A 26,801-nucleotide genomic window follows, 5' to 3' on the forward strand; every position below is an offset into this window, starting at 1 on the left:
GGTCTTTTGCATGGGGTTCTGAAATGCAGATTCGTGAGGCGCTCACCTTCGACGATGTTCTACTGGTTCCTGCGGCTTCTGCGGTGCTGCCGGCAACGGCTGACACCACGACGCGGGCGACCCGCGACATCGCCATGAACATTCCGTTGCTGAGTTCGGCGATGGATACAGTGACCGAGGCTCGCATGGCCATCGCGGTGGCGCAGGCAGGTGGCATCGGGGTGGTGCACAAGAACCTTTCGGTCGAGGAACAGGCTCGTGAAATCCGACGCGTGAAACGGTTCGAATCCGGCATTGTCTACAACCCGGTAACGCTTAAGGCGAACCAGACTCTGGCCGATGCCAAGGCACTGGTCGAGCGCTACAACTTCACCGGATTTCCTGTTGTGGACGAAACCGGTCGGGTTGTCGGTATCGTGACCAACCGGGACATGCGGTTTGCCACGTCGGATGACACTCCGATCAACGTGATGATGACGACGGACAACCTTGCCATGCTGCAGGAACCGGCAGATCTGGAAGAGGCCAAGAGCCTGATGAAAGCCCGCCGGATCGAAAAACTGCTCGTGGTGGACACAGAAGGCAAGCTGACTGGTCTGTTGACGCTGAAAGACACCGAACAGGCAGTGCTGAACCCGACAGCCTGCAAGGACGAGTTGGGCCGCCTCAGGGTTGCCGCGGCCAGTTCGGTCGGGGATGCAGGGTTCGAACGGTCAGAAGCCTTGATCGACGGCGGCGTCGACATCGTGGTGGTGGACACGGCCCACGGTCATTCCGACGGTGTAATCGAGGCTGTGCAACGGATCAAAGCCATTTCCAACGCCGTTCAGGTGATTGCCGGCAATGTTGCGACCTACGACGCAACCCGGGCGCTGATTGATGCCGGGGCCGATGCGGTAAAGGTTGGCATTGGACCAGGGTCGATCTGCACGACGCGGATGGTGGCCGGTGTCGGCGTTCCGCAGTTGACCGCAATCATGGATTGCGCGTCGGCAGCAGGTGACGTGCCCGTTATCGCTGACGGCGGCATCAAGTTTTCCGGGGATTTTGCCAAGGCCATTGCCGCAGGAGCCTCCTGCGCCATGGTCGGGTCGATGATCGCCGGGACGGATGAAAGCCCGGGCGAAGTCATTTTGTATCAAGGTCGTAGCTTTAAAAGTTACCGTGGAATGGGATCGCTCGGTGCGATGGCCCGCGGATCGGCTGACCGCTATTTCCAAAAGGATGCCGCCAGCGACAAGCTGGTCCCCGAGGGCATCGAGGGACAGGTGCCCTACAAAGGCTCGGCGAGCGCGGTGATCCATCAGCTTGTTGGGGGATTGCGGGCAGCGATGGGGTATACCGGCTGCGCGACGGTGGAAGAGATGCGCAAGAACTGTAATTTCGTCAAGATCACCGGCGCCGGGCTGAAGGAGAGCCACGTGCATGACGTGCAGATCACCCGAGAAAGCCCGAATTACCGTGTCATGTAAGCCGAGGTTCGGATGACACCGGCAGCGCGGATTCAGGCCGCGATCGAAATCCTCGACCAGATCCTGTCCGGAAAACCGGCCGAACAGGCTTTGACCGGATGGGCGCGCCGGTCTCGGTTTGCCGGTTCCAAAGATCGCGCTGCGGTGCGCGATCACGTGTTTGATGCATTGCGCTGCAAACGGTCCTTTGCTGCACGGGGCGGAGGGGAAACCGGACGGGGGATTATGCTCGGGGCGTGTCTGGCTGCCGGTATTGACCCCGAGAGTTGGTTCACCGGCATCGGTCACGCGCCGGATCAGCTGAATGAACAGGAGCGATCCGCTGGCCGGGAGCCAATGGTCGGGCCCGAGCTACTGGATCTGCCCGATTGGTTGTGGCCCTCGATTTCCGCCAGCCTTGGCGACCGTATCGAAACCGCTGCCCGAGCCCTGCAGACTCGTGCACCTGTGCATTTACGGGTGAACACGGCGCGAAGCTCTGTTGCGGACGCGCAAAGTGCCTTGCTGGACGAAGGCATCACAACAAAGCCGCATCCCGCCTGCGAAACGGCGCTGGAGATCACCGAGGGACAACGCCGGTTGCGCCAGAGCAGGCCGTATCTCGAAGGGGTGGTGGAGTTGCAGGACGCGGCATCTCAGGCGGTGGTCGAGGCTCTGCCGTTGAGTCCGGGTATGCGGGTGCTCGACTATTGTGCCGGCGGTGGTGGGAAGGCTCTCGCAATGGCTGCGCACAATGGGATCGAGGTTTTTGCCCATGATGCCTCGGCCCAGCGAATGAAGGATCTGCCGGCGCGGGCAGATCGCGCAGGCAGCTCAATCAAAATCCTGTCGACAAACGAGGTGCGCCGCGCGGCGCCGTTTGATCTCATCCTGTGTGATGTTCCCTGTTCCGGGAGCGGCTCATGGCGACGCGCGCCCGAGGGCAAGTGGCGGCTGACCCCGGACGCACTTGACCGGACCTGTGCAGTGCAGGCCGAGATCCTCGAGGAGGTGGCGCCTCTGATCACGCCCCAAGGTGTTTTGGCCTATGCGACCTGCTCGGTTCTGGATGCCGAGAACGGTGATCAGGTAACCGCGTTTTTGGCTCGCAATCCCGAATGGGCTGCCCAATGGCAACAGCGCTGGCTCATGGATGAAGGCACGGACGGGTTTTTTTCAGCACACTTGACGCGAGGGTATGGATAGCGAAACTCAACCATAGGGAGAGTTTTGCCATGCGTTAAACCGGGTTTAACCCCTGTTGCGCAAAAAGAGCAGCAACGAACTCTCTGTGGAGAATTGAGGTGATCAAACGCGAACCGTTGAGCCTGCCTGATCTGGGCATTGTTTTGCCACAGTGGGCGCGGGTCGCGGCAGTGATGGTGCTGGGGGCATCGGCCATGTTGTTTGGCTCTTTGCTTCTCCCGCCGGGACTACCCCGATTGGGCTCGGTTACCGCGGGGATCACGCTGGCCTGTGTCGCCGCGGCGATCGCCATCCGTATTCAGGTGACCGGAAGGGCCCAGATCATGGCGGTCGACCTGCTCAACAGGTTCATCGAAAGAGACGCAACGCCCAGTTTCGTGACCGATGACGACGGGCGTGTTCATGCACGCAATCGGGCGGCCTGTGTTCGGTTTACAGACTCCGAAGGGGAAACACTGGCGGCCATCCTGCGGATGATTCTGGCAAATCCTTCTGCGGTGCTGTACCGGCTGCAATGCCGGGCCCGGATCGACGGGAACGCACGCGAGGATGTCGTCACCCGCCGAGGACATGTCAGGTTGGCAGTGCATCTGATGGGGGAGCAGGGCTTCCTTTGGCGTGTGGAAGACTTTGCCGAAAGGCCGCAGGCCGGTCGTGGGGCAGATACCCTGCCGATCCCGATGATCACCGTGGGCAGGACCGGAGCGGTTCTTTTCATGAATGAAGCCGCGCGAACGCTGGTGGGCCAGCGGGCAAAGTCGCTTGATCGGTTGTTTGTCTCCTTGCCGCCGGTGCCTGGTCAGATCAACATGCTCACAACCGCCGAAGGACCGGTGCCGACACTGGTTGCCGAAAGGCAGGGACCGGCCGGGCGCACCGAAATCTACTTCCTTCCAACCAGCGAAGGGTGTCCTGTTCATAACGCGTCCGATTTCGACCTTTTGCCGGTGGCCATGCTCAAGGTTGCAGCCAGTGGCGAAGTTCTGAAGACCAATCGGCTAGCCGCGGAATTGCTAGGCCGGGAGGTGATCGAGCCGACACAGCTGGGACAACTGATGCAGGGGCTCGGGCGTCCGATCGCGGACTGGCTGGGGGATACGTTCGAAAACCGGCAGAGTCCGAAATCAGAGTTTCTCAAGCTCAGCCGGGAAGATCGGGAAGTCTTTGTTCAGGTGACACTGAGCAGAGTGATCGAGGACGGTACGCCGATTGTCGTTGCGGTTTTGAGTGACGCAACTGAATTGAAAACACTCGAGGCGCAATTCGTGCAAAGCCAGAAAATGCAGGCGATCGGCCAGCTGGCCGGTGGCGTGGCGCATGATTTTAACAACTTGCTGACCGCAATTTCCGGGCATTGCGATCTTCTTTTGCTGCGCCATGATCAGGGGGATCAGGACTACGGTGATCTTGTTCAGATCAACCAGAACGCCAATCGGGCTGCTGCGCTGGTCAGTCAGCTCTTGGCCTTTTCCCGCAAACAGACATTGCGGCCGGAACCCATCGACCTGCGAGACACCCTGTCAGACCTGACCCATTTGCTGAACCGGTTGGTCGGTGAGAAAGTGACTCTCACCCTGAGCCATGACCCGGTTCTGAAACCGATCCGCGCGGACAAGAGACAGCTTGAACAGGTGCTGATGAACCTCGTCGTCAACGCGCGGGATGCCATGCCGCAGGGGGGAGAGATTCGAATCGAGACCGAGGTGGAAACACTGGAAGGGCCGCAGAACCGGGACCGGGCCACGATTCCGGCCGGGCAATATGTCACCGTGCGGGTCTGCGACGAAGGGGTGGGTATTCCTTCCGACAAGCTTCAGAAAGTGTTTGAGCCGTTCTTTACAACCAAGCGCACCGGAGAAGGGACCGGGCTGGGTTTGTCGACGGCCTATGGCATCATCAAGCAGACCGGAGGGTTCATATTCGTCGATAGTGTGCCCAACAGGGGAACGACCTTTACTTTGTTCTTTCCAGCGCACGATGAAATTGCGACAGAGCGGCCTGCGGCAGAGCCGAAACCGGCACAGACCGTGGCGGTTCACGGCGAGGGTGTCGTACTGCTGGTCGAGGACGAAGCGCCGGTTCGTGCGTTCGCCTCACGCGCACTGCGTCTGAGAGGGTATACGGTTCTTGAGGCGGCCTCGGCGGAGGAAGCTTTGCAGACACTCGAAGATCCAGAACTGTTAGTGGATGTTTTTGTGACAGATGTGGTTATGCCGGGTATGGATGGTCCAAGCTGGGTCCGCGAAGCGCTAAAGAAGCGACCGCAGGTCCGGGTGGTCTTTGTCTCAGGCTATGCCGAAGGTGCATTTGAGGACACCAAACCCGCCGTGCCGAACTCAGTGTTCCTGCCAAAGCCCTTTTCCCTCAGGCAACTGACCGACACGGTACACCGGCAGCTACATTGAGCCGCCGGATAGCGCGAATTGGGCATCAGCCCGTCGCTGGCTGCATTCTGGAGCACCAAATGAAGCGGAAGCACGACACCGTATGTTCCACTTGGAACATGTTGCCGTCGCAGAAGGCAAAAGGAACGATTGGTCATGAACTTGTGCCACGGCAATTCGATACCTCGGGCCAGACTGAAATGTTCGAAACCTCAGACGCCGAGGCTCTGATATAGCGCAAATTCCTCAGCCCGCTTGCGACGCAGCCGATCTTCAACTTCGGGAGAAAGGGTCAGATCCATGGATGGCGAGACATTTTCACGATCCAATTGAATCTTCGTTTCCAGCCTGTCCTCGAGAAACGAGACAAGCCGCTCGGGATCTTCATAGCGGAAGAGATGATCGGCAGGCTTGCCGCCGGGGCGCGGTGTCAGGAAACGGGCCTGACTACCGACCCGTGCAAAGGACGGTTGATCACCCTTGAGATACGCCAGAACGAAATCGTCAAAGCTCAGGCCATGTGTCGAATTAGGTCTTCCCGCCATGTAAGGTCTGCGGCGATACCGGTACCAGCTGCCAAGCCAGCTTATGGGTTCGCGCATTACCGCCATGATCTCCATCTCAGTGTCACAGACCTTCTCGAAAATCGGTCTGAAAAAACGATCATAGCGAAAGATTGGTGCATGTTTCAATTCGGGCGGATTCGAGATCATGATGTCCGCGCGGTCGCGCAGCGCGGTTTGATAAGCCGTTGTGCCAGTTTTGGGAACCGACAACAACACCAGCCTTTCCTTATAGAAAACAAGCACCTGCAACGGTCCTTTCGCGGTTTGAACTGGCTGAAGCCTGCCGTAAACCTTGCATTAACTCAATTGGGAAAGAGTAAAGTTGCGAAAATTCATCTTGAAATGTTCTCTTTTTGTATTCATTGTGAACAAGAGGTGAACAAAGCAGCGATTGCCGCCCCGCTCGGGGTGTGACAATAAGGAAAGAGAACGGGACAATGGCGGATCTTCTGACGATGAGCAGCAAGCAAAACGCGGACAAGCAAAAGGCGCTGGACAGCGCACTGGCCCAGATCGAACGGCAGTTTGGCAAGGGCTCTATCATGAAGCTGGGCGGCGAGAACACCATTCAGGAGATCGAGGCTAGCTCGACTGGGTCACTGGGGCTGGATATCGCGCTGGGAATAGGCGGCCTGCCGATGGGCCGGATCGTCGAGATCTATGGTCCCGAAAGCTCGGGTAAGACCACGCTTACCCTGCATTGTATCGCCGAACAGCAGAAACGCGGTGGCGTTTGCGCTTTCGTGGACGCGGAACATGCGCTCGATCCGCAATATGCCCGCAAGCTGGGTGTTGATCTTGACGAGCTTCTGATCAGCCAGCCCGATACCGGTGAACAGGCGCTCGAGATTACCGATACGCTGGTCCGCTCGGGCGCAGTTAACATGGTAGTGGTCGACTCGGTTGCCGCTCTGACGCCGAAGTCCGAACTCGAAGGTGATATGGGTGATAGCAATGTAGGTGTGCAGGCCCGCCTGATGAGCCAGGCAATGCGCAAACTGACCGGGTCGATCAGCCGGTCGAACTGCATGGTCATCTTCATCAACCAGATCCGCATGAAGATCGGCGTCATGTTCGGCAGTCCAGAAACAACGACCGGCGGCAACGCCCTGAAGTTCTATTCTTCGGTGCGGCTGGATATTCGTCGCATCGGCGCGATCAAGGATCGTGATGAGGTTGTGGGCAACCAGACCCGCGTGAAAGTGGTCAAGAACAAGGTGGCGCCGCCGTTCAAGCAGGTGGAATTCGACATCATGTATGGTGAAGGCATCTCGAAAATGGGCGAGTTGCTGGATCTTGGCGTCAAGGCCGGAGTGGTGGACAAATCCGGTTCGTGGTTCAGCTATGGCGACGAAAGGATCGGGCAGGGACGCGAAAATGCCAAGCAGTTCCTGCGGGAAAACGATCGGGTCGCGCTGGATATCGAGGACAAGATCCGAGCCGCGCACGGGCTTGATTTCGATATGCCCCCCGGATCCGCCGAGGATGACGATATCCTGCTGGAGGGCTGACGGCATTCAGGCAAGCCGCGAAGATCTTGACCGGGCGTTGCCCGGTATCATGGCCGCCCCGAAAGACGGGGCGGCCATCGGCATGCTGTGCCTGCGCCCGGGCAACGGTGAACGCCGGTTTGTCGGCTCCATTGAGGTCACACATGATCGGGGCATACCCGGAGAGCGCTGGAATACCCGCCCTTGGCTGACCCTGCCAGACGGGGCACCGGATCCGCGCATTCAGATCTGTATCCTGCAAGAACGTGTTCTCGAGGCCATCTGGCTTGACCGCGAGAATACGGTTCATCCCGGTGACACGTTCATTGTCGACATGGACCTTTCCGAACCGAACCTGAAAGCCGGGCAACTATTGCAGGCCGGCAGCGCGGTTCTGCAGGTTTCTGATCTGTTCAATGACGCCTGCGTGAAGTGGAAGGTGCGCTATGGTGCGGCGGCCCGGGATTGGGTGAACGCATCCGAAAACAGACACCTGCGGCTCCGAGGGATACTTTGTTCGGTTCAGCGGGATGGGATCATTCGCAACGGCGATCGGCTGACCAAGGTGGACCCGGCGACGCTTTGAGCGGTGGACAGCCTACGGCCAGAGGGCTAAACCCGCAATCGACATGAATTCATCCCAAAGAGCGCCCGTCGAATGCCAACGCTTAACGATATCCGATCGACCTTTCTGAACTATTTCGCCAAACAGGGGCACGAGGTTGTCGCCTCGTCGCCGCTGGTGCCACGAAATGATCCGACCTTGATGTTCACGAACTCGGGCATGGTTCAGTTCAAGAACCTGTTCACCGGGGTTGAGACCCGCGACTACAAACGCGCAACGACCTCTCAGAAATGTGTGCGTGCAGGCGGCAAGCACAACGATCTCGACAATGTCGGCTACACCGCTCGCCACCATACCTTCTTCGAAATGCTTGGGAATTTCTCCTTTGGAGACTATTTCAAAACCGAAGCGATCCCCTTTGCGTGGGAGTTGATTACAGGCGAATTCGACATTCCGAAGGATCGGCTTTACGCCACGGTTTATCATACCGATGACGAAGCGTTCGAGATCTGGAAAAAAGTCGGCGTTCCCGAAGATCGGATTATCCGCATCGCAACCGCCGACAACTTCTGGCAGATGGGTCCGACCGGCCCCTGCGGCCCCTGCACCGAGATCTTCTACGATCATGGCGATCACATCTGGGGCGGACCTCCGGGTTCTCCGGAAGAGGATGGTGACCGGTTCATCGAGATCTGGAACATCGTCTTCATGCAGAACGAGCAGTTCGAGGATGGCTCGATGCGGGCGCTCGACATGCAGTCGATCGATACCGGGATGGGGCTGGAACGGATTGGCGCATTATTGCAGGGCAGCCACGACAATTATGACACCGATCTGTTCAAATCGCTGATCGAGGCAAGTGCAGACGCAACCCATGTCGATCCTTATGGCGACAAGAACGTGCACCATCGGGTCATTGCGGATCATCTGCGGTCGACCTCATTCCTGATTTCCGACGGTGTGATGCCGTCCAATGACGGGCGCGGATACGTGCTGCGCCGTATCATGCGCAGGGCGATGCGGCACGCGCATCTTCTGGGGGCCAAGGACCCGGTCATGCATCGCCTTGTCCCGACATTGGTTCAGCAGATGGGCGCGGCGTATCCCGAGCTCGGCCAGGCACAGGCGCTGATCGAGGAAACCCTGCTGCTGGAAGAAACCCGGTTCAAGCAAACACTGGACCGGGGACTGAAGCTGCTCGACGACGAACTGGCCGGTCTGGATGCAGATGCGCCGCTGTCGGGGCAGGCGGCATTCAAGCTATACGATACATTCGGGTTCCCGCTGGACCTGACACAGGATGCGCTGCGCGAGAAAGGCCGGAAGGTCGATACCGACGGGTTCGATGCAGCGATGGAAGAACAGAAGGCAAAGGCGCGGGCTGCCTGGGCCGGTTCGGGTGAGGCTGCCGACAATGCTGTCTGGTTTGACGTTCTGGACGAAGCTGGCGCCACTGATTTTCTGGGCTACGACACGGAAAAAGCCGAAGGTCAGGTGAGTGCCTTGATCGTGGATGGCGCATTGGTGGACAAGATCGAGGCCGGGAATAGTGGCTGGATCGTCGTAAATCAAACACCGTTTTATGGCGAGGCCGGTGGCCAGGTGGGCGACACCGGCGTTATCCGGCGTCTGGAGAACCGGGATGAAGTCGCCTTGGTCGAAGACACCCGCAAGTTCGCCGACGCCAAAGTATATGCCCATAAGGTTGCCGTCGAACGCGGATCAATCCTGAAGGGTGACCCGGTGGAGCTTGAGGTGGATCACGATCGCCGCAGCGCAATTCGAGCCAACCACTCTGCGACTCACTTGCTGCACGAAGCCCTGCGCGAAACGCTCGGGGATCACGTGGCCCAGCGGGGATCACTCAATGCCGAAGATCGCCTGCGTTTCGATTTCAGCCATTCCAAGGCGCTGAGCGCCGGGGAACTGACGCGCGTGGCTGCCGACGTCAATGCCTTCATTCGTCAGAACTCTGCCGTAGAAACCCGGATCATGACGCCCGATGATGCGCGCGAGATCGGCGCGCAAGCCCTGTTCGGTGAGAAATACGGCGACGAGGTTCGGGTTGTCTCGATGGGGCGGGCAGAGACCGGCAAGGGTCAGGATGGCATGACGTGGTCCATCGAGCTTTGTGGTGGCACCCATGTGAAACAAACCGGTGATATCGGAACGTTCGTGTTGCTGGGCGACAGTGCCAGCAGCGCCGGGGTGCGCCGGATCGAAGCCCTGACCGGGGCCGCGGCATTCGAACACTTGTCCGCCGAGGCCGCTCGTATGGGGGACGTTACCACTATGCTCAAGGCGCAGTCGGCTGAGGTTGTCGACCGTCTTAAGGCGCTGATGGACGAGCGCAAAACGCTTCAGAACGAAGTCGCGCAACTGCGCCGCGAGCTGGCCATGGCTGGTGGTGCAGGGCAGGGCGGTGGAGCCGAGGCTCGAGAGGTGGCCGGCGTTCCGTTCCTCGCGCAGACACTATCCGGGGTTTCCGGAAAGGATTTGCCCGCATTGATCGACGAGCACAAGGCGCGCCTTGGCAGCGGTGCGGTGTTGCTGATTGCAGATGCGGGCGGCAAGGCCGCCGTTGCCGCAGGTGTGACGGCAGACCTGACAGATAAGATCTCGGCCGTTGATCTCGTAAAGGCGGCGGTTGTCGAGCTGGGCGGCAAGGGCGGCGGTGGTCGACCCGACATGGCGCAGGGCGGCGGTCGAGATGCAACAAATGCAGATGCGGCCATCAAGGCCGCCGAAACAGTATTGGGAGGATGATATGGGCGCACTCTGGATTGCACATGTAACCGTCACGGATGCCGAGGCGTATGGAAAATACGCCGAACTGGCCGGACCAGCGATCGCCAAGCACGGCGGCAGTTTCATCGCGCGGGGTGGCCGGTTCGTTCAGCTGGAAGGCAAGGAACGCCCCCGGAATGTTGTGGCGCGCTTCCCGGATGTGGAGGCAGCAGTGGCCTGCTACAACTCGCCGGAATATCAGGAAGCTCTGAGCCACGCCCGGGATGCCTCGGAGCGAGAGCTGCTGGTCGTCGAAACCTCGGACTAACAGGCGGCCGGGATCTCCGCAGTCGTCGGAACCCGGACATTTCCGCGAATTGAAATAGAAAAAGGCGCGCCCGTTTTCCGGCGCGCCTTTTTTCACTTCGAATTTCCGCGATGGGATCAACAGACGTAAATGGCTGCCGGTGTCATAGCGGTCACAGGTCTGCTTCAGCTGGCGGCCCTTGCCATCCGCTTGCGTTCATGCGGATCGAGGTAGCGCTTGCGCAAGCGGACCACATTGGGCGTCACTTCGACTAGTTCGTCATCGTCGATATAGGCAATCGCCTCTTCCAGCGAAAACTGCACATGCGGGGTCAGGCGCACCGCATCGTCGGAACCGCTCGCCCGAACGTTGGTCAGCTTTTTGCCCTTGAGCGGGTTCACTTCCAGATCGTTGTCCCGGGAATGCTCGCCGATAATCATACCCTGATAGACCTCTGCTTGCGGGCCAATGAACATGCGGCCGCGTTCTTCGAGGTTCCACAGGGCATAGGCCACAGACTGACCCTTCTCCATCGAGATCAGCACGCCGGCGCGCCTTCCCGGGATCGCGCCCTTATGTGGGGCCCACCCGTGAAACACCCGGTTCAGCACACCGGTTCCGCGGGTATCCGTCAGGAACTCGCCATGATAGCCGATCAGGCCACGTGATGGCACATGGGCGATAATCCGCGTCTTGCCGGCGCCGGCTGGTTTCATTTCGGCCAGTTCGCCCTTGCGGGTGCCGGTGATTTTTTCGATCACCGAACCGGAATACTCGTCATCGACGTCGATGGTGACCTCTTCGATCGGCTCCATGCGCTGTCCGTCTTCCTCGCGGAACAGAACCTGCGGACGGGAAATCGAAAGCTCGAACCCCTCGCGTCGCATGTTTTCGATCAGCACGCCCATTTGCAGTTCCCCGCGTCCGGCAACTTCGAAGGCCTCGCCTCCGGGCGTATCGGTCACGCGGATCGCAACATTGGATTCGGCCTCTTTCATCAGTCGGTCGCGGATGACGCGGGACTGCACCTTTTTTCCGTCCCGGCCAGCAAGCGGAGAGTCGTTGATGCCAAAAGTGACAGTGATGGTCGGCGGATCGATGGGTTGTGCAGGCAGCGCTTCGTCCACCTGCGGGGCAACCAGAGAGTCGGCGACCGTGGCCTTGGCCATACCCGCGAGCGACACGATATCGCCGGCTTCGGCCACGTCGATCGGCTGCTGCGACAGACCACGGAACGCAAGGATCTTGGAGGCCCGAAAGGTTTCGATCTGGCTGCCGTCACGGCTCAGCGCCTTGACCGTGTCGCCGGTTTTCAGGGTTCCGCTTTCCACCCGCCCCGTCAGGATGCGCCCCAGAAACGGGTCCGAGCCCAGCGTGGTTGCCAGCATCCGGAAAGGCTCGCCCTTGTGCGCGGCCTGTGCAGGGGCCGGGACATGCTCGACAATCAGGTCGAACAGGGCGGAGAGATCCTTGCGCGGGCCGTCCAGCTCCATATCGGCCCAGCCGGACCGGCCCGAGGCATACATGGACGGGAAATCCAGCTGGTCATCATCTGCACCGAGATTGGCAAAGAGATCGAAACACTCGTCCAGCGCCCGGTCAGGCTCACCATCGGGTTTATCGACTTTGTTGACCACAACGATCGGACGAAGCCCCAGCGCCAATGCCTTGGAGGTGACGAATTTGGTTTGCGGCATCGGTCCTTCGGCGGCATCGACAAGCAACACAACGCCGTCAACCATGCTGAGGATACGCTCGACCTCGCCACCGAAATCGGCGTGGCCGGGGGTGTCGACGATGTTAATGCGGGTGCCTTTCCATTCGACCGACGTCGCCTTGGCCAGAATGGTAATGCCGCGTTCGCGTTCCAGATCGTTGCTGTCCATGGCGCGTTCAGCCACGGCCTGATTGTCCCGGAATGCGCCGGATTGTTTGAGCAGCTCGTCCACCAGGGTTGTCTTGCCGTGGTCGACATGCGCGATGATTGCGATATTACGCAGGTCCATGGGGTATGCCTTTGAACTGGGAGTTGCCCGGCGCATAACGTGCCATCGGCCCGGTTACCAGCAAAAAAGCGCAAGACCTCATCCGGAATTCGATCCCACATGTGATCTGGGCCTGAATGGCAAAAATCCGCAGGGCGCTGGTGCTGCGCGGGCCAGCCCAGTTCGCATCTGTCGACGTTAGTGACCGGATGCCTTGGAAAACAGGTGGATGATCAGAATGCCGGTCAGAATCAGTGTCATGCCAAGGATCGCGGGCCAGTCCAGCCTCTGGCCAAAAACCACGAATCCGATGGCGGCAATGAATACGATGCCTAGCCCCGACCAGATCGCATAAACAATGCCCACCGGCATGAATTTCAGCGTCAAACCCATCAGATAGAAGGACAATCCATAAGCAACCACGACAAGAACAGATGGCCAGAATCGCGAGAATTGCTGACTGGCCTGAAGGGCCGATGTGCCAATGGTCTCAAATGCGACGGCGATAAACAGGTAGGCATAATGCATGGGCATGGCCGGAGTGCGCCTTATTGGGAACATGTCCGGCGTGTTTAGCCGCCCGCCACGGGATGCGGCAATCCCGGATGCGACATGCGGGCGTCGAAATGAAACACCAACCCGAAAAGACGCCGTCAGCCCGGTTCCGTGGTGGAAAAGCCCGCTGTCAGCCCGCAAGCGCCTTGTTCAGATTCTCGTCGATTTTTTCGAGAAAACCCATCGTTGTCAGCCAGCCCTGATCTGGCCCCACAAGCAGGGCGAGATCTTTGGTCATGGATCCGCCCTCGACCGTGTCCACAATCACCCGCTCCAGCGTGGTGGCAAACCGCATGAGCTGGTCGTTTCCGTCCAGCTTGGCGCGATGTTTCAATCCGCCGGTCCAAGCATAGATCGAGGCGATCGAATTGGTTGAAGTCTGCTCACCTTTCTGGTGCTGGCGGTAATGGCGAGTGACGGTGCCATGTGCGGCCTCGGCTTCGACAATCTTGCCATCCGGCGTCATCAGCTGTGAGGTCATCAGGCCGAGCGAGCCGAACCCCTGTGCCACGGTATCGGATTGCACATCTCCGTCGTAGTTCTTACAGGCCCAGACAAACCCTCCATTCCACTTCATTGCGCAAGCCACCATGTCGTCGATCAGCCGGTGTTCATACCAGATCCCGGCCTCCTTGAACCGGTCCTCGAACTCGTCTTCGAATACCTGCTGGAACAGTTCAAGGAACCGCCCGTCATATTGTTTGAGAATGGTATTCTTCGTGGACAGGTAGAGAGGCCACTTGAGGTCCAGCGCGTAATTCATTGAAGCGCGTGCAAAATCCAGAATTGATTGATCGAGATTGTACATCGACATGAAAACCCCGGCCGAGGGCGCGTCGAAAACCTCATGTTCGATCTCGGTTCCGTCTTCACCCACGAATTTCATCGTCAGTTTGCCTGGCCCCGGAAATTTCATGTCTGTTGCTTTATACTGATCGCCGAATGCATGACGGCCAATCACGATGGGTTTGGTCCAGCCCGGCACCAGCCGGGGCACGTTGCGGCAAATGATTGGCTGGCGAAATACCACGCCACCAAGGATATTGCGAATGGTGCCGTTGGGGCTGCGCCACATCTTCTTGAGGCCAAATTCCTCAACTCGTGCCTCGTCCGGGGTAATGGTGGCACATTTCACAGCGACCCCGACTTCTTTTGTCTTCTCGGCGGCGTCGATAGTGATCTGGTCTTCGGTCCGATCGCGCTCTTCCATACCAAGATCGTAGTAGAGCAGATCTATATCCAGATAGGGCAGGATCAGCTTGTCCTTGATGAACTGCCAGATGATCCGGGTCATTTCATCGCCGTCCATTTCGACGATTGGGTTGTCTACCTTGATCTTGGTCATGGGATGCCTCTCTACGGGTCCGAGTCGCCTGAGGGCTGTTTATCCCATTCGCGGTGGATGAGGAAGATATGTATGCGAATGTATACTGAAAGGAGCGTCGGCGAACGCCGTTAGACCTTTCAGTCAAGACTTTATATTTCAGAGGCTTGCCCTAAACTTGCCTTTAACCGGCGTCAGATCGGAAAGCTGTCAAAGGGAGAATAAGCCATGAGATCAATGAAAAAGTTGTGTCTGGGATGCACTGCGATTGGCTTTGCTCTGCTGTCCGGGGCCGCCTCCGCGCAGTATTATGGTCATGAATACGAAGGCACGGTGGCCCCGATCCGCGAAGGCGAACAGCCGGTGATCCCGCTCGCCACCGAGGATCCGAGCTACAACGCCTGGCAGGTTCCGCGCGACGACCTGCAGGAAGGTCGAGAACCGGGCCCCATCAACCCCAACCGCTTTCCATTTGGAATGGCGTACACGGCGATGCCGACCTTTTTCAGCGCGCCACTTGCCCTCACTCCGGAGGATCTGAAGGCGGGCAACGTCGATGTGGCGGTAATCGGCGCCTTCACCGATATGGGGTCCGGCATGCGTGGCGCCTCGGCCGGCCCCAACGCGTTCCGCAACTCACAGGTCTATGGCGGATACGGTCTGTCACAGCCCCACATGATGACAATGGTGGACCCGCTGGAAGAGATGGTGGTGGTCGATTACGGCAACGCACCCAACGACATGATGAGCACCGAACGGACCATGCATGCGGTGCGCTCTCTGGTGCGCGAGATCGCCGAGGTTCAGCATGAGGATGGCCGCCATGTGTTCCCGATGATCATCGGCGGCGATCATTCGCTGATGTATTCCGACGTGGCCGCCCTCACGGATGTCTACGGCAAGGGCAACGTGGGCGTGATCCATTTTGACGCCCATTACGATGCCGGCAAATACATGATGGGCCACCTGATCAACCACGGTATGCCGGTTTATCGCCTGATCGAGGAAGGGCTGGTGCCCGGCAAGAACTTCATTCAGGTGGCGCTGCGCGGCTACTATCCGGACAAAGCGTCGTTCGAGTGGATGCGCGAGCAGGGCTTCCGCTATCACACCATGGCCGAGATTGAGGCGCGCGGGTTCGATGCGGTGATGGAGGACGTGATCCGCGAGGCGCAGGACGGACCCGAATACATGTTCGTTTCCTTTGACATCGACACGCTGGATCCGGCCTTTGTCCCCGGCACCGGCACCCCGGAACCCGGTGGGCTGACACCGCGCGAAGCCTTCCCGATCGTGCGCCGTCTCTGCGCCGAGTCCAATGTGGTGGGTTTTGAACTGGTCGAACTGGCCCCGATGCTGGACCCGACATATGTCTCGGCGATGAACGCCAACCGCATCGGGCGCGAATGTCTGACCGGAATGGCGCTGCGCAAGCTTGGCATCACCGAACCGGACTACAAGAGCCCGCTGACTGTCAGCCACGGCCAAGACAGCGAATGACCAAGGCGGTGGACGGGCCGGGTTATCCGGCCTGCTCTGTCGTTTCTGAGGGCGTGCCGGATTTCAGTTCGGTGTAGCGTTTCTTGAGGAAATCCCGCGCGGTGCGTTCGGCCAAGCGCACCCGAACTTCGGTCAGATAGGCTTCTTCCAGCGATTGCGAAGCGGCAGCCAGCACGCTGCCGACCTCGACGTAAAGCCGTTCCTCTCCGGTCTGATCCATCACCTTCAACGTATCCTCGGCCAGTTTGGAGGCGAGGATGTCGATCGTTTCCGACATTAGCGAGTGTTCTCCGTCAGGCGCCGCTTCACATAGTCGGTCACGTTGCCGATCAGAGTGTCCATGTGCGGTTCCTGGAAGAAGTGGTCTGCGTCCTCGACCTCGGTGTGCGTGATCGTAATACCTTTTTGTTCGTGCAGCTTGTTTACAAGAGCCGTGGTATCGGCCGGCGGCGCCACACGGTCTGAGGTGCCATTGATGATCAGGCCCGAAGACGGGCAGGGGGCGAGGAACGAGAAATCGTACATGTTGGCCGGAGGAGAAACACTGATAAAACCGGTGATTTCGGGGCGGCGCATCAAAAGTTGCATCCCGATCCATGCACCGAACGAGAAACCAGCAACCCAGCAATGCTTGGAGTTGTTGTTCATCGACTGCAGGTAATCGAGCGCCGAGGCGGCATCGGAAAGTTCACCGACGCCCTGATCGTACTCACCCTGGCTGCGGCCAACACCGCGGAAATTGAAGCGCAGAACCGTGAAGCCCATATTGTAGAAGGCATAATGCAGGTTGTAGACCACCTTGTTGTTCATCGTTCCTCCGAATTGTGGATGCGGATGAAGAACGATTGCGATCGGCGCGTCTTTTTCCTTCTGCGGGTGGTAGCGGCCTTCGAGGCGGCCTTCTGGTCCGGGAAAAATCACCTCGGGCATGGGAGCTTTTGTCCTGTCTCTTTTTCTTTGAGCCCCGGCTACATTCTTGACGAATTCAGTGGGGCATTTTAGAACGGTTCTAAATATTGCGCGGTTCAAGCCGGAACTTATGACGACACGCCCGAGCGAGATACGCATTGCAGACGGTAACGTCAATGTTTTCGCTGTTTTGTTTCGCAAATCCCGGATCGCGAGGAAAATGATCCGGATTGGTTCGGAAAATGCGGTGCGACGAGATAGGCAAAGCCGGGACACGGGCAAGGGCAGGAAAGGGATCTGCGTATGAAGCTATCGACCAAGGGGCGTTATGCAGTCGTCGCACTGGCGGATATTGCGCTGCAGCCGTCTGACCAGTTGGTGACATTGGGCGAGATCTCGCAACGGCAGGACATCTCGCTGCCCTATCTGGAACAGTTGTTTGTAAAACTCCGGCGCGCGGATTTGGTGAAATCGGTGCGTGGCCCCGGCGGTGGGTATCGGCTGTCACGGCCTGCCTCAGAGATCCGGGTTGTCGATATCCTGACAGCGGTGGATGAAACGGTCGATGCCATGCACAAGGGGGCAGGGGTCACGGGGGCGTCTTCGGGCAGTCGGGCACAATCCCTGACCAACCGGCTTTGGGAAGGGCTGAGTGCTCATGTCTATGTGTTTCTGCACCAGACCCGCTTGTCGGACGTGATCCGCAACGATCTGGCGCCATGCCCGGCGGTGCCAAACTTGTTCTCGGTTGTAGATGTGGAATGAACCGATGAAAGCGCCTTCCGTTGGATAGAACATATCTCGATCATAACGCGACCGCTCCGCTGCGGCCCGAGGCCCGCGCCGCGATGACCGCGGCGATGGATCTTGTCGGAAACCCGTCCTCGGTGCATGCCGAAGGCCGGGCCGCCAAAGGACTGATGGAGCGCGCGCGCGCGCAGGTGGCCAGCGCGTTCGGAGCCGATGGCGCCGATGTGATCTTTGTCTCGGGTGCGACCGAAGCCGCAGCCCTCGCTTGCGCAGGGCGGGATCTGTCCGGGTCAGCGGTGGAACATGATGCGGTGCGGGCGTGGATCCGCGAAGACCTGCAGGTTTCGAACGATGGCCGGGTCATTGTGGAGGATCCAGCGCGGTCGGTCCTTCAGATGGCGAATTCCGAAACGGGTATCCTGCAGGAGTTGCCGCAGGGTTTGGCGGTGACGGATGCGACACAGGCCTTTGGGAAACTGCCAGTTGCCTTCAACTGGTGCGGTGCTCAGATGGCGTTGATCTCAGCGCACAAGATGGGTGGTCCCAAAGGAATCGGAGCATTGGTGATCCGTCGTGGAACCGACCTTGGTGCCCAGATTCGCGGTGGCGGGCAGGAAATGGGGCGACGTTCCGGAACCGAGAATCTGATCGGGATTGCCGGGTTCGGTGCCGCTGCCGAAGCCGCAACAAAAGAATTGGCCAACGGGGTCTGGGATCGGGTTGCAGAAATTAGAAATATTCTAGAAACAGCTCTTGAGGCTGGCGCGAATAAGACTATTTTTGTCGGGAAATCCAAAAGGCGACTCCCGAATACATCTTGTTTCGCGACGCCCGGCTGGAAAGGCGAAACGCAGGTTATGCAAATGGACCTTGCGGGCTTTGCCATCAGCGCCGGTAGCGCCTGTTCGAGCGGCAAGGTCAAAGCCAGTTCGGTCTTGCAGGCGATGGGATATGACGAGGTGACGGCCTCGAGCGCGGTCCGGATCAGTCTGGGACCGCAGGTAACGAAAGACGACGTGCTGCGCTTTGCCGAGGCGTGGCTCGAAAAAGAAAAGAAACATCGCGCGCGTGCTGCGTGATTTTGGAGGGTTGTTCATGGCCGCTTTGGACCAGACGCAAGTCAAGGAAGGTGTCGATCAGGAAACGGTGGATGCCGTTCGTGATGTTGGCACCTACAAGTACGGCTGGGAAACCGAGATCGAGATGGAATACGCGCCCAAGGGCGTAAATCCCGATATCGTCCGGCTGATTTCGGGCAAGAATGACGAGCCCGAATGGATGACTGAGTGGCGTCTGTCCGCCTTTGCCCGGTGGGAAAAGATGGATGAGCCCAATTGGGCAATGGTGAACTATCCTGAAATCGATTTTCAGGATCAGTATTACTACGCCCGACCGAAATCGATGGAAGAAAAGCCGAAGTCGCTGGACGAGGTCGATCCCAAGTTGCTGGCGACCTACGAAAAGCTCGGTATCCCTCTGAAAGAACAGATGATTCTGGCGGGTGTTGAGGGGGCAGAAAATGCCCCTTCAGAGGGCCGCAAGGTAGCCGTGGACGCGGTGTTCGACAGCGTTTCCGTCGGCACCACCTTTCAGGACGAGCTGAAGAAGCACGGCGTTATTTTCTGCTCGATCTCCGAGGCGATCCGCGAGCATCCGGAACTGGTGAAAAAGTATCTCGGCACCGTGGTTCCGGCGTCTGACAATTTCTATGCGACGCTGAATTCAGCCGTATTTTCGGATGGCTCCTTTGTTTACGTGCCGCCGGGTGTGCGCTGCCCGATGGAACTGTCGACCTATTTCCGCATCAACGCGGAAAACACCGGCCAGTTCGAACGCACACTGATCATTGCCGACAAGGGCTCATACGTCAGCTACCTCGAAGGCTGCACAGCGCCGCAGCGGGACACCGCGCAGCTGCACGCCGCCGTGGTAGAGATTATCATCGAAGAGGACGCGGAGGTGAAATACTCCACCGTCCAGAACTGGTATCCGGGCGATGAAAACGGCAAGGGCGGCATCTACAACTTCGTGACCAAACGCGCCGATTGCCGGGGCGACAGGTCCAAGGTGATGTGGACGCAAGTGGAGACCGGCTCGGCGGTGACGTGGAAATACCCGTCCTGCATCCTGCGGGGCAATGACAGCCAGGGCGAGTTCTACTCGATCGCCATCACCAACAACATGCAGCAGGCCGATACCGGCACCAAGATGGTGCATCTGGGCCGGAACACCAAGTCGCGCATCGTATCCAAGGGGATCAGCGCGGGCCGTGCACAGAACACCTATCGCGGGCTGGTGTCGATGCACCCCAAGGCCAAGGATTCACGGAACTACACCCAGTGTGACTCGCTGCTGATCGGCGACAAATGCGGGGCGCATACGGTGCCCTACATCGAGGTTAAGAATAATTCCTCGCGGGTTGAGCATGAGGCGACCACTTCAAAAGTGGACGAGGATCAGCTCTTCTACTGCCGCCAGCGCGGCATGGACGAGGAAGAAGCGGTAGCTCTGGTCGTCAACGGATTCTGCAAGGACGTGTTGCAGGCGCTGCCGATGGAGTTTGCGATGGAAGCACAGCAGCTGGTTGCAATCTCGCTGGAGGGATCTGTTGGCTGACAAGCCCACCATAACCATGTCGGACAGGCTGACTGCCTCTTTGCCCTATGTGCTTCCGGTGCTGGGTGCTGCGATTGGCATGTTCTGGGCGCGCTACGGAACTGAACACTCCAACCCGGTGATCTGGGTGGCAGCCGGCGCCGTCATTGGCCGCCTGGCTGCCATGGTTCTGGTCAGGATGCTGCACCGCAATACCTTTGACCGCCCCGGCGGGAAGTGATGGGAGTACGCATGATTGTCACGACCACACACAATGTCGAAGGGCATCGCATCACCGAATACAAAGGCATCGTCGTGGGCGAGGCCATAATGGGTGCCAATGTCGTGCGGGACGTGTTCGCCAGTATTACCGATATCGTCGGTGGTCGCAGCGGTGCCTATGAAAGCAAATTGCAGGATGCCCGCGAAACAGCGATAGCCGAACTTCAGGACCGCGCCACGGCCAAGGGAGCCAATGCGGTTGTCGGCGTTGATCTGGATTACGAAGTGGTCGGGGGCTCCATGCTGATGGTATCAGCCAGCGGTACAGCAGTGGTGCTCGGATAGGGATGAATCGGTGCTCAGGCACTGGAACGAATACAGGCGGCCGATGCTGCCGAGTTATGTGAAACGAGGAAAAAATGCTCGAAATCAAGAATCTGAACGTCAAACTTGAAGAAGAAGACAAGCAGATCCTCAAGGGTGTGGACCTGACCGTCGAAGCGGGCAAGGTGCACGCGATCATGGGGCCGAACGGGTCGGGTAAGTCGACGCTGTCTTATGTTTTGTCGGGCCGCGACGGGTACGAGGTCACCGAGGGTGCAGCCAATCTGAATGGTGAAGACCTGTTGGAGATGGAGCCTGAAGAACGCGCGGCCGCCGGGCTCTTTCTGGCATTCCAGTATCCGGTCGAGATCCCCGGTGTCGGCAACATGACCTTCCTGCGGACGGCTGTGAATGCACAGCGCAAGGCCCGCAACGAGGACGAGCTGAGCGCAGCGGATTTCCTCAAGTTGGTGCGGGAAAAGGCCAAGGCACTGAAAATCGACGCCGACATGCTCAAGCGTCCGGTCAATGTCGGCTTCTCCGGCGGTGAAAAAAAGCGCAACGAAATCCTTCAAATGGCGATGCTGGAACCCAAGCTGTGCATTCTCGACGAAACCGACTCGGGGCTGGACGTGGATGCGATGAAGCTGGTGGCCGAGGGTGTGAACGCTTTGCGGGACGAGGGGCGTGGCTTCCTTGTTATCACACATTATCAGCGGCTTCTGGATCATATTAAACCTGACGTCGTGCATATTATGGCCGACGGGCGCATTGTGAAATCCGGCGGTCCTGAGCTTGCGCTCGAAGTTGAAAGCAACGGGTATGCCGACATTCTTGCCGAGGTGGACTGATGGCTTTGGACGATCGCAAACACTCCGCCACCGAGGAACGGCTGGCGGCGATGGAGTTGCCGCAGGTCGGTTGCACGGGCAAAGCCCGCGAAGCAGCCTTGGCTCGGGTTCGCGCCATGGGCCTGCCGCAGCGCCGTGATGAATACTGGAAATACACCCGGCCGGACACACTGGTTCAGGCTGGCGCGCCCAGGGCGGCGGTTTTCGAACATGACGAAGGGCTCATGTTCGACGGGTTCGACCGCCTGAAGATTCATTTTGTCGATGGCGTTTTCGATCCGGACCTGTCGGACGACCTGTCGTTGGAAGGCGTGGAAATCGATCGGTTGGAAGATGTATGCTGCACGGATGCCCACTGGGCAGAAGAGCTATACGGATCATTGGAAGCCCGGGGCCAGACACCGGTAGAGCGTCCGCTCGCGGCACTGAATACCGCATATGCAGGTGATGGCGTGGCGATCCGGATTACGGGCCGGCCAAGCAAGCCGATCAGTCTGATTTATACTCATAAATCAGATAGTTCTGACGTGTTTCTGCATCATGTGATACGGGTCGAAAGTGGCGCCGTGGCGACCATTCTGGAGAACGGTCCGGCGGCAGCTCGGTTCAACAAATGCATAGAGATCGACATCGCTGATGGCGGCACGCTTCATCATGTTCGGGCGCAAGGCCGTGACCATGAGCGCAGGGCTGTGACCGGCATATTCACCCGGTTGGGAGAAGAGTCGGTTTATAAGTCTTTTACTCTCACAGTGAACGGCGTGCTCACCCGCAACGAACAGGTGGTCGAAATCACCGGGGACAACGCGGTGGCCCATGTGGCGGGCGCCTGTGTCGGGGATGGCGATTTCCACCATGACGACACGGTGTTCATCACCCATGACGCGGTGAATTGCGAAAGCCGTCAGGTGTTCAAGAAGGTTCTGCGCAACGGCGCGACCGGCGTTTTTCAGGGCAAAATTCTGGTGAAGGAAGGCGCGCAAAAGACTGACGGATATCAGATTTCCCAATCACTGCTGCTGGATGACGACAGCCAGTTTCTCGCCAAGCCCGAGCTTGAGATCTATGCCGATGACGTCGCCTGTTCGCATGGCTCGACCTCGGGTGCGATCGACGAAACGGCGCTGTTCTACCTGCGCTCGCGCGGGGTTCCCGCGGCCGATGCCACCGATCTGCTGACCCTGGCTTTCCTGGCCGAAGCGGTTGAGGAGATCGAAGACGAAGCACTGGCAGATGACATCGTGTCCCGGCTCGAGGGCTGGCTGGCCCGTCGTCGCGGCTGATGCCCGTCACCGCTGATATCGCGGCTACCTATCGGGGGCCGGGCAAGGTCATGCGCCGCCTTCTTTCGATGGGGCAGCGCGAGGATCGGGCCCTTGCATTCGTCATGGCCTTTTGCGTGGTGGCGTTCATTGCGCAGATGCCGCTGCTGGCACGCAAGGCACATCTGGAAGGCGTCGAGTTGAACATGTTGCTGGGTGGGGCATTGCTGGGAACAGTGATCATCCTGCCGCTCCTGCTATATATCCTCTCCTTCGTGTCCTTCGTTGTCGCGCGTCTTTTTGGTTCAAAGCCAACGGCCTATGCGGCACGGTTGGCGCTGTTCTGGTCCTTGTTGGCCTCGACCCCGCTAATGCTGCTGCATGGGCTGGTGGCGGGCATGATCGGACCGGGGACTGCAATGTCGATTGTCGGTGCGCTCTGGGCTGCGGTATTCCTGTGGTTCTGGTTGTCCAACCTCATCGAAGCCGGAAAGGTTATCGAAGTCGGAAAGGAACCGGCATGACACCACAGGATCTGGTGCCTCTGGCCGTTACCACGATTACTCGCCCGCAAGACGCTGCCAAGCAGGTCTTGGCGCTCAATCTGCCGCGGAACGTGCTGTGGCTGGCATTGTTCCTTGCCGTGGTTCTCAACTGCTTCCTGTTCATGTTGTCGAACCTGCTGGTTCCGGCACCAGCTGACATGCCGGTTCAGGTGACATCGCCAACCATCTACGGCGCCATTGTCGGTGGCGGGTTGGTACTGACCATAACCTCGCTCACCTTTGTTGGCCGGGCCATGGGCGGGCAGGGCAGTTTCAACGACGTCATGGCCCTGATGGTTTGGATGCAACTTCTCAGGGTTGCCCTGCAGGCTGTTGCGCTGGTTCTGATGCTGACGGTTCCGATCCTGTCAATGCTGCTAGTGCTGGCGGCGGCGCTGGTCGGTCTTTACATCATGGTGCATTTCATCAACGAAGCGCATCGCTTGAATTCTCTGGGTCGGGCCGTTTTTGTATTGCTCGGCGCAGTCTTTGCCATTGCCCTTGCAATGATGGTCCTGCTGTCGCTGATGGGCGGCGCGATTGGCGGAGGAATGCCTCATGTATGACGTGGAAAAGATCCGCGCCGATTTCCCGATCCTGTCCCGAGAGGTGAACAGCAAGCCGCTCACATATCTCGATAACGGTGCCTCGGCACAGAAACCTCAGGTCGTGATCGATGCGGTGACGCGCGCCTATGCCGAGGAGTACTCAAACGTTCACAGGGGCCTGCATTTTCTTTCCAACCTTGCGACTGAAAAATATGAGGCTGTGCGGGGGAATGTTGCACGGTTTCTTGGTGTTCCGGATGAGAATGAGATCGTGCTCAACTCGGGTACCACCGAAGGTATCAACCTCGTGGCCTATGGCTGGGCCATGCCACGGATGGAACCGGGCGACGAGATCGTTCTTAGTGTCATGGAACACCACGCTAACATCGTTCCGTGGCATTTTCTTCGCGAACAGCAGGGCGTGGTGCTGAAATGGGTTGATGTGGATACGACCGGGGCGCTCGACCCGCAGGCGGTGATCGACGCAATCGGCCCACGGACAAAACTGGTTGCCGTAACCCAATGCTCGAACGTGCTGGGAACCGTTGTGGATGTGAAAGCCATCACCGAAGGCGCGCATGCTAAGGGCGTTCCGGTGCTGGTCGACGGCTCGCAGGGTGCGGTGCACATGCCGGTCGACGTCAAAGATATCGGCTGCGATTTTTATGCCATCACCGGGCACAAATTATACGGACCTTCCGGCTCCGGTGCGATCTACATCAAACGAGATCGGATGAATGAGATGCGCCCGTTTATTGGCGGCGGGGACATGATCCGAGAAGTGTCCAAGGATCAGGTGATCTATAACGATCCGCCAATGAAGTTCGAAGCAGGCACACCGGGTATCGTGCAAACCATCGGCCTCGGCGTGGCGCTGGACTACATGATGAGCCTCGGGATGGAGAACATCGCAGCCCATGAGGCCGGCCTGCGCGACTATGCCATGACACGCCTCACGGGGTTGAATTGGCTACAAGTGCAGGGAACCACTGCGGACAAGGCGGCAATCTTCTCGTTCACATTGGACGGGGCCGGGCATGCCCATGACATTTCTACCATCCTCGACAAGAAAGGTGTGGCGGTTCGCGCCGGGCATCATTGCGCCGGTCCGTTGATGGATCATCTTGGTGTGACGGCAACCTGTCGGGCCAGCTTTGGTCTTTACAACACAAAGGCCGAAGTTGACACGCTGGTCGAGGCACTGGAACTGGCGCACGACCTGTTCGCCTGAGTGATCTGACGAAGGTTTTCTCCCAACGGTTCAATGGCGCAGCGGGCGCTGCGTCGGTAAACGCACATCGACAAGAAAGCGTGCAAATCCGCGAGATTGGTGATTGCAGCGCCCCCTGCGATGGCCTATATCCACGGCCTAGGCACCTGTAGCTCAGCTGGATAGAGCGCTGCCCTCCGAAGGCAGAGGCCAGAGGTTCGAATCCTCTCAGGTGCGCCATAACCCCTTATAAATCAATGACTTACAGAAATTGGGTATGCCCTGGGGAATACTCGCGCCATCGGTAGTGAGTCTTTACGGTCGGTCAGCAGATCCACCAACACCGGAACCGAGATCCACCGGATCGCTTTGACACTAATATGAAGACGACCGAAGACCAGGACTCGAAACCGGAAACGGTCCCAGAACCCGTTACCATGCCCCACACATGGCCGCAGCCGACGTGTGGGGGCGCTGGCTTTGTTGCACAAATCGGTTGAGGGATTCACTGTGTGAATCCAGCGTGATAGCTGTGCGTCATGAGCAGTTGGGCCCCCACGAAATACAAGACCAGGAATTGGTCATCTTACAATGAGGCGTTGAGACGGCGCGGGTCGCTGTCGATTTGGTTTGACCCTGATATGGTCTGGGTTCCGCCACCGAGCGGCAAGCGCGGTCGGCGACACAGCTTTAGTGATGCTGCGATCCAAACCTGCCTGACGATCAAGGTGCTGTTTGGCCTTCCGCTCCGACAGACGACAGGCTTTGTGGAAAGCTTGTTGCAGTTGGTCGGGCTGGACTGGGCAGTTCCCGATTTCAGCACGCTGTGCCGCCGCCAGAGGACGCTGAACGTGGACCTGTCGTATCGTGGCAGTACCGGCCCGCTGAACCTTCTGGTTGATAGCACAGGCATCAAAGCTGAAGGTGAAGGCGAATGGAACGCACGCAAGCATGGCGGTCCCAAACGACGCATTTGGCGCAAGATACACATAGGGATCGACGAGGAAACGTTGGAGGTTCGAGCGGTCGAGGTTACCAGCAGCAACATCGGTGACGCGCCCATGTTGCCTGAGTTGCTGAACCAGATCCCCAACGACCAGGACATCGGATCAGTAACCGGCGACGGGGCCTATGATACGCGCAAATGCCATGACGCGATTGCCGCCCGGAATGCCCACGCTGTCATTCCGCCGCGTAAGAACGCCAAGCCGTGGAAACCCAGCAGCGCCGGAGCCATCGCCCGGAACGAAGCGGTTAACGCCTCACGATACTTGGGCCGCGCCATTTGGCGACAATGGAGCGGATACCACCGAAGAAGCCGTGTCGAGACCAAGATGCACTGTGTGAAGCTGATGGGGCAAAGTCTCATGGCGAGAGACTTTGATCGGCAGGTCGCAGAGATCCAAATCCGTGTCGCAGTCCTCAACCGCTATACCGCTCTTGGCATTCCCGTCACAGAAGCCGTAGGCTAAATCCGTCCGGGGAAAGGGGAAGTCCCATCCTCACAGGATTTGTGCAACAAAGC

General features: G+C 58.7%; 25 protein-coding genes and 1 tRNA gene. 20 read left to right on the forward strand and 6 right to left on the reverse strand.

Annotated features, from left to right (window positions below; genetic code table 11):
- The first annotated feature begins 23 nt into the window (after window positions 1-23).
- The 3 genes from guaB (at window position 24) to ACP15U_RS06080 (ending at window position 5,062) form a co-directional block, all read left to right on the forward strand.
- Window positions 24-1,472 (forward strand): IMP dehydrogenase, encoded by a 1,449-nt coding sequence (gene guaB / locus ACP15U_RS06070; RefSeq protein WP_425044245.1) that lies wholly within the window; start codon window positions 24-26, stop codon window positions 1,470-1,472.
- A 12-nt stretch (window positions 1,473-1,484) separates the two neighbouring features.
- On the forward strand, window positions 1,485-2,657 hold the full coding sequence (locus ACP15U_RS06075; RefSeq protein WP_425044246.1) for an RsmB/NOP family class I SAM-dependent RNA methyltransferase: 1,173 nt from the start codon (window positions 1,485-1,487) through the stop codon (window positions 2,655-2,657).
- 98 nt (window positions 2,658-2,755) lie between these two features.
- Window positions 2,756-5,062: an ATP-binding protein gene (locus tag ACP15U_RS06080; RefSeq protein WP_425044247.1), complete on the forward strand. Its 2,307-nt coding sequence runs from the start codon at window positions 2,756-2,758 to the stop codon at window positions 5,060-5,062.
- Between the two features lie 191 nt (window positions 5,063-5,253).
- Here ACP15U_RS06080 and ACP15U_RS06085 read toward each other — a convergent pair whose 3' ends face one another.
- On the reverse strand, window positions 5,254-5,850 hold the full coding sequence (locus tag ACP15U_RS06085; protein ID WP_425044248.1) for a gamma-glutamyl kinase: 597 nt from the start codon (window positions 5,848-5,850) through the stop codon (window positions 5,254-5,256).
- A gap of 194 nt (window positions 5,851-6,044) precedes the next feature.
- Here ACP15U_RS06085 and recA point away from each other — a divergent pair, with 194 nt between their 5' ends.
- The 4 genes from recA to ACP15U_RS06105 all read left to right on the forward strand — a co-directional run bounded on the left by recA (window position 6,045) and on the right by ACP15U_RS06105 (window position 10,717).
- Entirely contained in the window at window positions 6,045-7,118 is a 1,074-nt protein-coding gene (gene recA / locus ACP15U_RS06090; protein WP_425044249.1) for a recombinase RecA, read from the forward strand.
- Window positions 7,093-7,683, forward strand: a complete 591-nt coding sequence (locus ACP15U_RS06095) for an MOSC domain-containing protein (protein WP_425044250.1) — start codon at window positions 7,093-7,095, stop codon at window positions 7,681-7,683. Before recA ends, ACP15U_RS06095 begins: the two co-directional genes overlap by 26 nt.
- Window positions 7,684-7,755: 72 nt before the next feature.
- The gene (alaS, locus tag ACP15U_RS06100; RefSeq protein ID WP_425044251.1) at window positions 7,756-10,428 is read left to right on the forward strand and encodes an alanine--tRNA ligase; all 2,673 of its coding nucleotides are present in this window, start codon (window positions 7,756-7,758) and stop codon (window positions 10,426-10,428) included.
- Between the two features lies 1 nt (window position 10,429).
- A complete protein-coding gene (locus ACP15U_RS06105; RefSeq protein WP_425044252.1) occupies window positions 10,430-10,717 on the forward strand; it encodes a DUF1330 domain-containing protein in 288 nt (95 codons plus the stop codon).
- Window positions 10,718-10,881: 164 nt separating this feature from the next.
- Here ACP15U_RS06105 and typA read toward each other — a convergent pair whose 3' ends face one another.
- From typA to ACP15U_RS06120, 3 genes are all read right to left on the reverse strand, one after another.
- Entirely contained in the window at window positions 10,882-12,702 is a 1,821-nt protein-coding gene (typA, locus tag ACP15U_RS06110; RefSeq protein ID WP_425044253.1) for a translational GTPase TypA, read from the reverse strand.
- A gap of 177 nt (window positions 12,703-12,879) precedes the next feature.
- A complete protein-coding gene (locus ACP15U_RS06115) occupies window positions 12,880-13,215 on the reverse strand; it encodes a DMT family transporter (RefSeq protein WP_425044254.1) in 336 nt (111 codons plus the stop codon).
- A 151-nt stretch (window positions 13,216-13,366) separates the two neighbouring features.
- Window positions 13,367-14,581 (reverse strand): NADP-dependent isocitrate dehydrogenase, encoded by a 1,215-nt coding sequence (locus ACP15U_RS06120; RefSeq protein ID WP_425044255.1) that lies wholly within the window; start codon window positions 14,579-14,581, stop codon window positions 13,367-13,369.
- Window positions 14,582-14,788: 207 nt separating this feature from the next.
- Here ACP15U_RS06120 and ACP15U_RS06125 point away from each other — a divergent pair, with 207 nt between their 5' ends.
- Entirely contained in the window at window positions 14,789-16,060 is a 1,272-nt protein-coding gene (locus tag ACP15U_RS06125; protein WP_425044256.1) for an agmatinase family protein, read from the forward strand.
- Window positions 16,061-16,082: 22 nt separating this feature from the next.
- On the opposite strand, the gene ACP15U_RS06130 is transcribed toward ACP15U_RS06125, so the two are convergent.
- Both ACP15U_RS06130 and ACP15U_RS06135 read right to left on the reverse strand, forming a co-directional pair.
- Window positions 16,083-16,337 (reverse strand): hypothetical protein, encoded by a 255-nt coding sequence (locus ACP15U_RS06130; protein WP_425044257.1) that lies wholly within the window; start codon window positions 16,335-16,337, stop codon window positions 16,083-16,085.
- A complete protein-coding gene (locus ACP15U_RS06135) occupies window positions 16,337-16,990 on the reverse strand; it encodes an alpha/beta hydrolase (protein ID WP_425044258.1) in 654 nt (217 codons plus the stop codon). Before ACP15U_RS06135 ends, ACP15U_RS06130 begins: the two co-directional genes overlap by 1 nt.
- Window positions 16,991-17,272: 282 nt before the next feature.
- On the opposite strand from ACP15U_RS06135, the gene ACP15U_RS06140 reads away from it, so the two are divergent.
- From ACP15U_RS06140 to ACP15U_RS06195, 12 genes are all read left to right on the forward strand, one after another.
- The gene (locus ACP15U_RS06140) at window positions 17,273-17,734 is read left to right on the forward strand and encodes an Rrf2 family transcriptional regulator (protein ID WP_425044259.1); all 462 of its coding nucleotides are present in this window, start codon (window positions 17,273-17,275) and stop codon (window positions 17,732-17,734) included.
- Between the two features lie 20 nt (window positions 17,735-17,754).
- Window positions 17,755-18,798 (forward strand): cysteine desulfurase family protein, encoded by a 1,044-nt coding sequence (locus ACP15U_RS06145; protein WP_425044260.1) that lies wholly within the window; start codon window positions 17,755-17,757, stop codon window positions 18,796-18,798.
- Window positions 18,799-18,814: 16 nt separating this feature from the next.
- Window positions 18,815-20,335: a Fe-S cluster assembly protein SufB gene (sufB, locus tag ACP15U_RS06150; protein WP_425044261.1), complete on the forward strand. Its 1,521-nt coding sequence runs from the start codon at window positions 18,815-18,817 to the stop codon at window positions 20,333-20,335.
- Window positions 20,328-20,555: a hypothetical protein gene (locus tag ACP15U_RS06155; protein ID WP_425044262.1), complete on the forward strand. Its 228-nt coding sequence runs from the start codon at window positions 20,328-20,330 to the stop codon at window positions 20,553-20,555. The genes sufB and ACP15U_RS06155 overlap by 8 nt, the downstream gene beginning before the upstream one ends.
- 11 nt (window positions 20,556-20,566) lie before the next feature.
- Complete coding sequence (locus ACP15U_RS06160) at window positions 20,567-20,881, forward strand: YbjQ family protein (RefSeq protein WP_425044263.1); 315 nt, start codon at window positions 20,567-20,569, stop codon at window positions 20,879-20,881.
- 74 nt (window positions 20,882-20,955) lie between these two features.
- Entirely contained in the window at window positions 20,956-21,711 is a 756-nt protein-coding gene (gene sufC / locus ACP15U_RS06165; RefSeq protein WP_425044264.1) for a Fe-S cluster assembly ATPase SufC, read from the forward strand.
- Complete coding sequence (gene sufD / locus ACP15U_RS06170; protein WP_425044265.1) at window positions 21,711-22,994, forward strand: Fe-S cluster assembly protein SufD; 1,284 nt, start codon at window positions 21,711-21,713, stop codon at window positions 22,992-22,994. The genes sufC and sufD overlap by 1 nt, the downstream gene beginning before the upstream one ends.
- Window positions 22,994-23,497, forward strand: a complete 504-nt coding sequence (locus ACP15U_RS06175) for a YIP1 family protein (protein WP_425044266.1) — start codon at window positions 22,994-22,996, stop codon at window positions 23,495-23,497. Before sufD ends, ACP15U_RS06175 begins: the two co-directional genes overlap by 1 nt.
- Window positions 23,494-24,084 (forward strand): Yip1 family protein, encoded by a 591-nt coding sequence (locus ACP15U_RS06180; RefSeq protein ID WP_425044267.1) that lies wholly within the window; start codon window positions 23,494-23,496, stop codon window positions 24,082-24,084. Before ACP15U_RS06175 ends, ACP15U_RS06180 begins: the two co-directional genes overlap by 4 nt.
- A complete protein-coding gene (locus ACP15U_RS06185) occupies window positions 24,077-25,297 on the forward strand; it encodes a cysteine desulfurase (protein WP_425044268.1) in 1,221 nt (406 codons plus the stop codon). The genes ACP15U_RS06180 and ACP15U_RS06185 overlap by 8 nt, the downstream gene beginning before the upstream one ends.
- A gap of 142 nt (window positions 25,298-25,439) precedes the next feature.
- A tRNA-Arg gene (locus ACP15U_RS06190) sits at window positions 25,440-25,516 on the forward strand.
- A 299-nt stretch (window positions 25,517-25,815) separates the two neighbouring features.
- Window positions 25,816-26,748, forward strand: a complete 933-nt coding sequence (locus tag ACP15U_RS06195; protein WP_425043710.1) for an IS5 family transposase — start codon at window positions 25,816-25,818, stop codon at window positions 26,746-26,748.
- Window positions 26,749-26,801: the final 53 nt, after the last annotated feature.

The sequence above is a fragment of the Primorskyibacter sp. S87 genome (assembly GCF_049801055.1).
Lineage (GTDB): Bacteria > Pseudomonadota > Alphaproteobacteria > Rhodobacterales > Rhodobacteraceae > JBNAGF01.